General features: G+C 41.4%; 12 protein-coding genes. 9 read left to right on the top strand and 3 right to left on the bottom strand.

Features of this window, described 5'->3' with window-relative positions; all coding sequences use genetic code 11:
* Nucleotides 1–81: 81 nt before the first annotated feature.
* The gene (locus tag ACLROL_RS11795) at nt 82–465 is read right to left on the bottom strand and encodes a DUF6120 family protein (protein ID WP_413067900.1); all 384 of its coding nucleotides are present in this window, start codon (nt 463–465) and stop codon (nt 82–84) included.
* Between the two features lie 8 nt (nt 466–473).
* Nucleotides 474–809, bottom strand: coding sequence for a PadR family transcriptional regulator (locus ACLROL_RS11790; protein ID WP_413067899.1), 336 nt, complete (start codon nt 807–809; stop codon nt 474–476).
* 201 nt (nt 810–1,010) lie between these two features.
* On the opposite strand from ACLROL_RS11790, the gene ACLROL_RS11785 reads away from it, so the two are divergent.
* The 6 genes from ACLROL_RS11785 to ACLROL_RS11760 all read left to right on the top strand — a co-directional run bounded on the left by ACLROL_RS11785 (nt 1,011) and on the right by ACLROL_RS11760 (nt 7,593).
* Nucleotides 1,011–1,862 carry a hypothetical protein gene (locus ACLROL_RS11785; protein WP_413067898.1) on the top strand — a complete coding sequence of 284 codons (852 nt, stop codon included), beginning with the start codon at nt 1,011–1,013 and terminating at the stop codon, nt 1,860–1,862.
* Nucleotides 1,863–1,889: 27 nt separating this feature from the next.
* Nucleotides 1,890–2,354 carry a hypothetical protein gene (locus tag ACLROL_RS11780; RefSeq protein WP_413067897.1) on the top strand — a complete coding sequence of 155 codons (465 nt, stop codon included), beginning with the start codon at nt 1,890–1,892 and terminating at the stop codon, nt 2,352–2,354.
* A gap of 98 nt (nt 2,355–2,452) precedes the next feature.
* On the top strand, nt 2,453–3,130 hold the full coding sequence (locus tag ACLROL_RS11775; RefSeq protein ID WP_413067896.1) for a response regulator transcription factor: 678 nt from the start codon (nt 2,453–2,455) through the stop codon (nt 3,128–3,130).
* Nucleotides 3,131–3,133: 3 nt separating this feature from the next.
* Entirely contained in the window at nt 3,134–4,144 is a 1,011-nt protein-coding gene (locus ACLROL_RS11770) for a sensor histidine kinase (protein WP_413067895.1), read from the top strand.
* 81 nt (nt 4,145–4,225) lie between these two features.
* Entirely contained in the window at nt 4,226–4,906 is a 681-nt protein-coding gene (locus ACLROL_RS11765; protein WP_087202104.1) for an ABC transporter ATP-binding protein, read from the top strand.
* On the top strand, nt 4,906–7,593 hold the full coding sequence (locus ACLROL_RS11760; RefSeq protein WP_087212679.1) for an ABC transporter permease: 2,688 nt from the start codon (nt 4,906–4,908) through the stop codon (nt 7,591–7,593). The genes ACLROL_RS11765 and ACLROL_RS11760 overlap by 1 nt, the downstream gene beginning before the upstream one ends.
* A 50-nt stretch (nt 7,594–7,643) precedes the next feature.
* On the opposite strand, the gene ACLROL_RS11755 is transcribed toward ACLROL_RS11760, so the two are convergent.
* On the bottom strand, nt 7,644–8,090 hold the full coding sequence (locus ACLROL_RS11755) for a C-GCAxxG-C-C family (seleno)protein (protein ID WP_413067894.1): 447 nt from the start codon (nt 8,088–8,090) through the stop codon (nt 7,644–7,646).
* Between the two features lie 149 nt (nt 8,091–8,239).
* On the opposite strand from ACLROL_RS11755, the gene ACLROL_RS11750 reads away from it, so the two are divergent.
* The 3 genes from ACLROL_RS11750 to ACLROL_RS11740 are packed head-to-tail and all read left to right on the top strand — an operon-like array spanning nt 8,240 to nt 10,458.
* Nucleotides 8,240–9,082, top strand: a complete 843-nt coding sequence (locus ACLROL_RS11750; RefSeq protein ID WP_087212677.1) for a fumarate hydratase — start codon at nt 8,240–8,242, stop codon at nt 9,080–9,082.
* 49 nt (nt 9,083–9,131) lie between these two features.
* Nucleotides 9,132–9,698, top strand: a complete 567-nt coding sequence (locus tag ACLROL_RS11745; RefSeq protein WP_087202096.1) for a Fe-S-containing hydro-lyase — start codon at nt 9,132–9,134, stop codon at nt 9,696–9,698.
* A 43-nt stretch (nt 9,699–9,741) separates the two neighbouring features.
* Nucleotides 9,742–10,458, top strand: a complete 717-nt coding sequence (locus ACLROL_RS11740) for a lysophospholipid acyltransferase family protein (protein WP_087202094.1) — start codon at nt 9,742–9,744, stop codon at nt 10,456–10,458.
* Nucleotides 10,459–10,656: the final 198 nt, after the last annotated feature.

Below are 10,656 nucleotides of genomic sequence, written 5' to 3'. Positions count from 1 at the left end.
ATATTGAATTTTCAAGGTTCAACACACCGTATTGGTGTGGGAAGTTTTAGTTAATAAAAAGTTGAATATAGGTTTCATAAGTTATTCACTCCTTTCAATTTCTTCAATTTCTTCAACACTATATGCAGGTATTTCTTTGCTAATGTTATAACAGTGCCAAAAATATACTCCACACACAAATAATGCAAGTAAAGAAAAAATAATTACAAGATATGTTAGGATTTTCTTTTTTAATTTTAGTTTGCTTTTGATGTTATTAGTATCAAGAGTAGATAAATATGATTCAGCAACTTCAGAGGGAGAACCAAAAATTTCCTCGATTTGTTCATATGTTGATAAAGGATGTTCTTGAACAAAATTAGCCACATTATTTTCTAAAATATTTAAAAATGATTTAGTAGACTTGTCAGAAAAATTAATTTGTTTTTTTACAGATAAAACATAATCTTTTACAATAGTACCCATATATATCCTCATTTCTGATTATAATTTAAAATTTTTATAATACATTGGTTTACTGCATGATATTCTTGTATTAGTTTTTCAAGATAGGCACGCCCGTTTTCTTCCAGATGATAATAAATGCGCCTCATTCTTTTTCCAACTAATTTTTCGTATGAAGAAATATAACCCTTATCTTCTAACTTATAAAGTGTAGGGTATAAAGATCCTTCTGGAATTTTGATATATCCCCCTCCTCGTTCAATTATCATTTGGGTCATCTGATAACCATATAAATCATCCTCAGCTAAAAGTTTAAGTACCAACATTTCGACAGATCCTTTTTTAAAGTTATCTTTTATATTCATATTGACCTCCTATAAAAAAATATTATATCAAAATATTATACAAATCAATACCTAACATACATAAATATATTGAAAATAATATATAGTATGCTATAATATAAATAACAAAAAGTCGGAAATTTATTTAAAAAGGAGGAGATTGAAATGAAAATATGAAATAAGAAATAGATATTAAAGAAAAATAAAAAAGGAGTGGAAAAAATGAAGAAAAAGTGTAGAATGCTTATATCATATGTGTTAGCAGTTGTATTATTTGTAACTTTATGGGTTCCCACATTACATGCACAAGCGAAAAGTGGAAACATTTCTTCGGAAGAAATTATAAATAGAATAGAGACACAAGAAGAAGGTAATGGTAAATTTTCAATTAAAGTAAAGGATGAGAAAGGCCAGGTTGTAGCAGAAGCAAGAGGAGCATATGGGCAAGAATTGATGGAACATATAAGATACGATGAAGAGGGGAATGTTGTAAGTAAAGAAACGTATCGTGTTTCAGATTATATTACGGTAAAAGAAGAAGCTGTATCTGCTCCAATTCCATATGCAGCTACTGCTTGGAAAAATAAAGGAACTATTTATTACAGAGATAATAATAAAATTGTCTATCAGTATAGACAAACGGGAACTGATAATGTTTCGTATACTATAAATGCAAAAAAAGGACAAACTATAGCGGCTGTCGCAGGGCTATTTGCATCAGTGTTAGGAACAATTGTAACAGGAGGAGTAAGTTTAGCAACTCAAATTGTAATAGGAATTGCCAGTTCCATAGCAGGTGGCATAGTGGGGGACACAATTGAGAAGACATTTACAACTCCAGTAGCAGCACAAGCAACTTATTATGATAATAGAGGAAAAAGTGGAAGTAGATATACTAAAGTGTATAAAGGGACTAAATTATATGTAACAACCAAAAGTTCGAGTAGCTACAAAAAAACTTTTTATGAAGGAGATGCCACTCCAGATCAGTGGAAAAATACATCAATAGCATACTGGATGTACTGCGATTTATTTGATGGCAACTTTTATCCGGCAGTACAAAAATGGGTATAAAGTAGTAGTTAAAGAGGGGGAATCGTTATGAAAAAACAAAGAATCATACTGGATGCTTTGTCAATTCCGATCCTTGTGTTTGTGATAGGATTCCTTGCCAGACAGCATAAGATTCTTGTGCTGACATGGATTCCATACAGCAGCGGACTTCAGATTTATGTCGATATCGCACATGTGATCATCATCGTTGTTGGAATCGTACTCTTTTTGAAGTTTTGGTATCCTAAATGTTCGCTGCAAGGTCTTGTAATAGCGGCGATCCTTATGGATCTCGTTGCTGTCGTCTGGTTTTACCTGGGACAGCATATTGGAGAGTACAGTATGGAAACATTGAGCAGAGCAGTGGCATTTCGGGAGATAGTAAATGGGGTTTATTATCCGCTGGCCCTGATACCAATGCCACTTGCGATAACGCTTCTGCTGCAGAAAATCATACCGTTTATCGCCCCATGGATTTTCGTTCTTTTAAAGGGACTTCAGAAAAAGCGCTGATCGAAAAAAGATCAGCGTATTTTTCTGTGCATTTTTGCAAAATACTGGCTGGAAAGACAGGAGCGTGATACAATCGTGGGAAAGGGAGGAAAACAGCGATGAATGAGACAAAGATTTTGCTTGTGGAGGATGACAGGCTGATCGTAGAAAATCTGACAGAATATCTGAAAAGTGAAGGATTTCGTGTTGTCTCTGCGGATGGACAGAGAAAAGCGATGGCGATCCTGGAAGGCCAGGAATTTGATCTGATCCTTCTCGATGTGACGTTGGCTCAGGGAAATGGGTACAGTGTATGCACGGAAGTAAAGGCAAAATATCAGATTCCGATCATTTTTCTGACAGCGCTGGATGATGAATTTTCCGTTGTTACCGGGCTTGACATGGGAGCGGACGACTATATCAGCAAACCATTTCGGCCGAGAGAGCTTGTATCCAGGATGCGGACTGTTTTGCGAAGAAGCGGAAAAAGTAAGAATGTGCTTTCTGCCGGGGATATACGGATTGACACGGAAAAAGGAAGTGTGACGCGAAATGGAAAGGAAATATTTCTGTCTGCGCTGGAATACCGTCTGCTCCTTGTCTTCTTTTCACACCGCGGGATGGTGCTAACAAGGACGATGCTGCTGGAGGAAATCTGGGATGTGGCCGGAGAGTATGTCAATGACAATACGCTGACCGTGTACATCAAGCGTCTAAGGGAAAAGATAGAGGATTGTCCTCAGGATCCGAAGATCATCAAGACGGTGCGAGGACTTGGATATAAGCTGGAGGGATAAACAATGAAACTTTTTAGAAATAAAGAGATCAGAAAGGCATGTGTCGGATTTTTGGGAATCACATGTCTGACGTTGGTCGGAGTGTCTTTTACAGAAGGACATGCGTCTGGGTGGATCTGTGTGGAAGGGGCATTGCTCCTTCTCTTCTTTTTGCTTTACATGAGACGGCGGTACAAAGATATCGAAAGTCTTACACAGCAGATCGATCGGATTCTGCATGGGGAGGAACATCTGGAACTTGGTGAATTCCGGGAAGGAGACTTGGAAATTTTAAAAGACGAGATCTACAAGATGACAGTTCGGCTCCGGGAGCAGAATGAGAAGGTAAAGCAAGAAAAAGGCTTCCTGGCAGATGCGCTTGCAGATATTTCACATCAGATCCGGACACCACTCACATCTTTGAATATCATGCTGGAGCGGATGAAACAGACCGATATGAGCGAAATACAGCGAAAGAAAAGCTGCCGGGACATGGAGCGGATGCTTGGGCGTATGGAGTGGCTGATCACAGCACTTCTTAAAATGTCCAAACTGGATGCCGGAACAGTACGGCTTGAGAAAAAACGGATTTTGGCAAAAGACTTTGTGAAAGAGGCAGTGCGCCCTTTGGAAATACCGATGGAATTAAAAGGACAGACGCTTCTCCTTAAAGGAGAAGGAGATGTAACATTTCAGGGAGATGAGGCGTGGACAATGGAAGCCCTTGGAAATGTACTGAAGAACTGCATGGAACACACACCGAGTGGAGGGATGATTCAGATCGAATGGAGAGAAAATCCGCTTTTTACGGAAATTGCAGTCTCGGACTCCGGTGATGGAATCGCCAAGGAAGATCTGCCACATATTTTTGAACGTTTTTACAGAGGCAGACAATCAGACAATGTCAATTTTGGCATTGGTCTTGCCCTTGCCCGGAGCATTCTTTCGGGGGAAGACGCCGTGATCACAGCGGAAAACAGAAAAGAGGGAGGGGCCAGGTTCCGAATCCGGTTTTATAAGCGGGATGAAATGTGACAAAATTGTTATTTAAAAGTCATCGCAGTGTCATGTGTCCCTGATATACTTGGAACCATAATCAGTCAGGAGGAAAAAAGAATGGAGATTTTGAGAGTAGAAAATCTGTCAAAGATATATGGCAAAGGGGAAAATCAGGTGCATGCGCTGAATGGGGTCTCGTTTTCTGTAAAGAAAGGTGAATTTGTCTCCGTCATAGGTTCATCCGGCTCCGGAAAGTCCACACTTCTTCACCTGATCGGCGGGGTGGACCGCCCGACTTCTGGAAAGGTGTATGTGGACGGAAAGGATGTATATGCCCAGAAAGAAGAGGCGTTAGCTGTGTTCAGAAGAAGGCAGGTAGGGCTGATCTATCAGTTTTACAATCTGATTCCGGTTTTGAACGTGGAAGAGAATATTACGCTTCCGGTTCTGATGGACGGGAGAAAAATCAATAAAGATAGGCTGAAGGAACTGATAGAGATGCTGAATCTCAAAGACCGTATCCATCACCTGCCAAATGAGCTGTCCGGAGGTCAGCAGCAGAGAGTTTCCATCGGAAGAGCTCTTTTTAACGCTCCTTCCATCCTTTTGGCAGATGAGCCGACGGGAAATCTGGATTCTGCAAACAGTAAAGAAATCATGAATCTGCTCAGGCATTCCAACCGAGTGTATGATCAGACAATGATCGTAATTACCCACGATGAAAACATTGCACTCCAGGCAGACCGTATCCTTACTTTGGAGGATGGAAAGATTGTCAGAGATGAGGTGGTTCGGTAATGAATATTTTCGGACAGATTACCAAAAAGACAATGCTGATGAACAAGTCGCGCACGATCGTTACGATCATAGGGGTCATTCTTGCAACCGCCATGGTTACGGCAGTTGTGACTCTTGGAACAAGCATACAGAAGTTTATGTACGACTATTCTGTACAAACAGATGGAAACTGGCATGTGGCCGCTAAGGGAATATCACAGGAAGAACTCCGTGATATGAAACAAGATAAAGAAGTCAAAGAATTGAATGTAATGGATGAGGCAGGATATGCCAAACTGGATTCCCAGAAGGATAATGTCTTCAACCAATACCTTTATATCCAGTCCATAGACGAACAGACGGCAGATATGATGTCTATGAAACTAAAAGAAGGAAGACTTCCTGAGAATGAAAATGAGATCATCCTCTATGATACCATCCCGATAAATGGAGATGAACAGGCTAAGATAGGAGACCAGATCACACTTGACATCGGCGACCGTATGATTGAAGGAGAACGACTTCTTTTTAATGCACAGCTGGAATACGGGTATGATGAAAACGGAGATTTTTATCTGCTGGAGTCTTTCCAGCCCAGATACACTCATACCTACAAGGTTGTGGGGATATTGGAACACTGGGGCGATACGCAGCTAAATGGCGCCGGAACCGATGCATTTATCGGCAAAGGGGGAAGTCAAAAGACAGTATCAAATGCGTATTTATGCCTTAAAAATCCAAAAGAGACATTTAACTTCATACAAAAGTATGAGGGAGGGTCTGCGGCTTTGATCGCAAACACCGGAATGCTGAAATGGCTTGGAGTGTCCGGAAATGCTACTGCCATGGGAATGATAAACGGGCTTCTCACGATTTTGATCATCATTATAGGAGTAGGCGCTGTTTCCCTGATTTATAACGCATTTTCTATCTCCCTTCGGGAAAGGACGACGCAGTTTGGTCTGCTTTCGTCGATCGGTGCGACGAGAAAGCAGCTTCGCAGATCAATGTGGTATGAAGCATTCTGGGTCGGGATCATCGGAATTCCGATCGGAATTTTAAGTGGTCTTGCAGGAATAGGAATTACTCTGTTCTTTATCGGAGAATCTCTGGCTAAATGGATTCGAGGCGCGGCGGCGGGAGGTATTCGTCTGGCAACTTCACCTGGTGCTATTTTTCTGGCAGCATCGGTGGCAGCTGTCATTATCGCAGTTTCTGTCTGGATTCCGGCCGCACGGGTAAAGAGGATTACACCTATCGAAGCGATCCGCGCCAACAAAGATATCAAAGTAAAATCAAAAGAAGTAAAAAGTCCCAAATTCATCCGTAAGATTTTTGGATTGGAAGGGATGCTGGCAGATAAAAATTACAGGAGAGACAGAAAGAAATATCGCGCAACCGTATTTTCTCTTACGGTCAGCATCGTGCTGTTCACATCCGCTACTTTGTTTTCAAAATATCTCTCCAAGACAGGTGCTTTTATGCTGGAGGCACCGGAATATGAGTTTCAATATCAGATTATAGAGGAAGAGACCGGCGAAGAAGGACGCAAAGAAATCCAAAAACTTCTGGAATCCGGAGAAAAAGTGACGGATGTTGTCTCCTATGGAGAATTTTCTGCAACAATTGCCCTGGATCCACAGGATGTCTCCTCAAAAGCGGAAGAGATATTGGGAAACATACCTTCCCTTTCGGAATATTATTTCGGAACTGAGGAAGAAGAGGCTGAGGGAGAAAAAGAAAAATCGTGCACAAGTATCACAGGATTGATTCTTCCGGATGAAGAATTTGAGAAACTGGCAAAGGATGAAGGAATAGATGCCAAGACGTATATGCAGAAAGAAAACAACAAAGTTCTGTACTATGATTTTTACCGCCATTATGACAACAAGGAAAGCAGATATGTAAAGACAGAAATGATTAATGGCAAAAAAGATGATCCGATCAAGGCAGACCTTTTGATGTCCTTTGGTAAACTATTTGAAAATGATGATATGGCAACGGCAGAACAAATCCAGGATTCCAAAAAGGAGATTGTTCTCGCACACAAAGTACAGAAGCTTCCGGAATACTTCAACGACTGGTACAATCCATTTATACTTCTCCTCATACCCGAAAGTCAGAAGGATACCATTATTTCCAGCATTGATGCCGATCTTACGTATTCATGCATGATCAAATCTTCAGAGTATCAGAAAACTTACGAAGATCTTTGTGAAAAACTGGAAAATGGGGATCAAAATGGAATGGTGGCAGAAAGGCTGATGAATCTGGCACAACAGTATGAGCAGGACAGAGGAATTATGATTGCGATAAGAGTTTTGTCTTATGGATTTATCATTTTGATTTCTTTGATTGCGGCGGCAAATGTGTTCAATACGATTTCAACAAATATCATGATCCGTAAAAGAGAATTTGCCATGCTGAAATCTATGGGAATGGGAGAAAAAAGCATGCGTAGGATGATGAACTATGAATGCCTAATATACGGAATACGATCCATTTTCTATGGAGTCATCCTTTCGGTAGCAATCAGTTTTGCGATGAATTATGTCGTTATGACCGGAGCCGATGTTGCTTTCCAGCATCCATGGGGAGGACTTTGTGTTGCAGTACTATGGGTATTTGCAGTGGTATTCGCCACAATGCTGTACTCGATGAGTAAAATCAAAAAACAGAATATTATCGAAGAATTGAAAAAAGACTAAAAAAATAGACAGTGGCATCATATCAGACGTCCACTGTCTGTTTTTTTTTGTTACTTTCGAAGTTCACGCAAAATGATTTCCGCAGTCTTTTCCACAGTGCCGGAAACGATATCGGTACATTTTGCCTTTCGTTCCGGAGCATCCTTTTCATATCCGCGTATCTGGATACGGCAGCAAGGAGAGGTATAAGACTCACAGAAAAAATCATGCAGTTCTTTTGTAAGAGTAAAACATGTCTGGATACTCGGATCTCCCGGTGTGCGGCGTCCGAAAAAGTAGCCGATACACATGGCGCCTCCTGCCAGCGCACCGCAGATGCATCCTCCTCCGCCAAGTCCCCATGGAAATCCGCTGCTCATAGCGATGGCATCATCGGAAAGATCCAGATCAAAATTCTTTCGGATGGCGTAGATCACAGATTCCGAACAGGCAAATCCCTTGTGAAATATATCGACAGCGTCCGCTTTCAGATGTTCCATACTGATATCAGTCGTCATTTCTATCCCTCTCTTCCCTCAAACTGTTACAAAAATTATAATCCACAGTATTTGAAATCGCAATCCCTCTTTTGCTATGGCTTGTCATTCATTTTTCCAGGTGTTATAGTAAATGAAGAAAACAAGGCAAATCATGAAGGAGAATGCACATGCGTACAGTAAATGTCAGTGAAATCACAGAACAGATAAAAGAAATGTGTATCGAAGCGAACCATTATCTTTCAGAAGATATGAAGAATGCGCTTTCTGAATCGGAAAAACAAGAAAAATCCCCTCTTGGGAAACAGATTCTCTGCCAGCTTCAGGAAAATCTGAAGATAGCATCTGAAGATATGATACCGATCTGCCAGGACACAGGGATGGCAGTGATCTTTTTGGAAATCGGTCAGGATGTCCATCTGGAAGGAGGACCGCTGGAAGATGCTGTCAATGAAGGAGTACGTCAGGGATATAAGGAAGGATATCTGAGAAAATCTGTCGTAAGAGACCCTATAGAAAGAGAAAATACAAAAGATAATACACCGGCAGTCATTCACTATGAAATTGTAGCAGGAGACAGGATCCGCATCACAGTGGCCCCGAAAGGTTTCGGAAGTGAAAATATGAGCCGCGTATTCATGCTGAAACCGGCAGACGGCATAGAAGGAGTTAAAGAGGCAGTCCTTACGGCAGTGCGTGATGCCGGGCCAAATGCATGTCCTCCGATGGTAGTCGGCGTTGGTATCGGAGGAACCTTTGAAAAATGTGCCCTCATGGCCAAAAAAGCTCTGACAAGAGAAGTTGGCAGACATTCGGATATCCCGTACGTCAAAGAGCTGGAAGAAGAGCTTCTTACAAAAATTAATCAGCTTGGGATCGGACCGGGGGGACTTGGAGGAACTACGACAGCCTTTGCTGTAAATATCAATACTTATCCTACTCATATTGCAGGGCTGCCGGTGGCAGTCAATATCTGCTGTCATGTAAACCGCCATGCGGTACGAGAAATTTAAAACCAGCTAAATGAATTAGGAACATACAGGAGAAGAAAGGATAAGAAGTATGGAAAAACAAATCACTGCCCCAATCAGCAAAGAGACGGCAAGGACACTGAAAGCCGGAGACTATGTTTATATCACAGGAACAATCTATACGGCCAGGGACGCTGCACATAAAAGAATGAAAGAGACATTGGAAAAAGGAATGGAACTTCCGCTTGATCTGAAAGGCCAGATGATATATTATATGGGGCCATCTCCTGCGCGGGAAGGTCGTCCGATCGGTTCGGCGGGACCTACAACGGCAAGCAGGATGGACAAATATGCACCAGAGCTTTTGGATCTTGGTCTGGGCGGTATGATCGGAAAAGGAAAACGAAGCAAAGCTGTGATAGATGCTATTGTAAGGAATGATGCCGTTTATTTAGCAGCCGTGGGAGGAGCCGGAGCACTTTTGTCAAAATGCATCAAATCATCTGAAGTGATCGCCTACGACGATCTTGGAACAGAGGCAATCCGCAGGCTTGAAGTGGAAAATTTTCCGGTCATAGTTGTGGTTGATTCCGAAGGAAACAATCTCTACGAAACGGCAATCCAGGCTTATCGGACAGAGGATACCACTCTTTGTTAGAAAAAATGGTATCACAAGTATAAGACATACAAAGGAGCAAAGTATGAAACGAATTATAATGATGGTCTTGAGAAATCTCCTCTTTGTCCCATACGGATGGTTCAAACTGTGCTATTATGCGAGCCATGTAGAAAAATATACAGAAGAGCAGCGTTACAGCCTTCTGAAATATATAGACGGGAAAGCCAACAAAGGGGGCAATGTCCATATAGACGTATATGGACAAGAGAACATACCAGAGCAGAATGGATTTATGTTTTTTCCAAATCACCAGGGACTCTACGATGTACTGGCGATCATAGAAGCCTGTCCGACTCCGTTTTCAGTCGTGGCCAAAAAAGAAATTGCCAATATTCCGTTTTTAAAACAGGTGTTCGCATGTATGAAAGCATATATGATCGACAGGGAAGATGTACGGCAGGCTATGGAAATCATTGTGAATGTGACAAAAGAAGTAAAAAAAGGCAGAAACTATCTGATCTTTGCAGAAGGAACAAGATCGAAACAGGGAAATCAGCCAGGCGAATTCAAAGGAGGAAGCTTCAAAGCAGCTACCAAAGCGAAATGTCCGATCGTCCCAGTTGCACTCATTGATGCCTTCAAGCCATTTGATACGAACACAATCAGCCCTGTCACCGTGCAGGTACACTTCTTGAAACCAATGCTTTATGAAGAATATAAGGATATGAAGACAACAGAAATCGCTCAGGAAGTAAAACGAAGAATCGAAGAAGTAATCCGTGAATATACACAGATTTGAGAGGTAAAAAAAAGAAAATAAAAAACACTGAAAATAGTGCTTGACAATGAAATATCATTTTAGTATAATTACTAATGCGTTACGAACGCACAAACAAAATAAAGACACGAAATTCAGTGTTTTGGAGAAATACTCAAGAGGCTGAAGAGGCGCCCCTGCTAAGGGTGTAGGTCGGGCAACCGGCGCGAGGGTTCAAAT

Source organism: Sellimonas sp. (genome assembly GCF_047234585.1).
GTDB lineage: Bacteria > Bacillota > Clostridia > Lachnospirales > Lachnospiraceae > Sellimonas > Sellimonas caecigallum.
The sequence above is the reverse complement of the archived record's forward strand: the minus strand, read 5'-3'. Positions and strand labels throughout refer to the sequence as shown.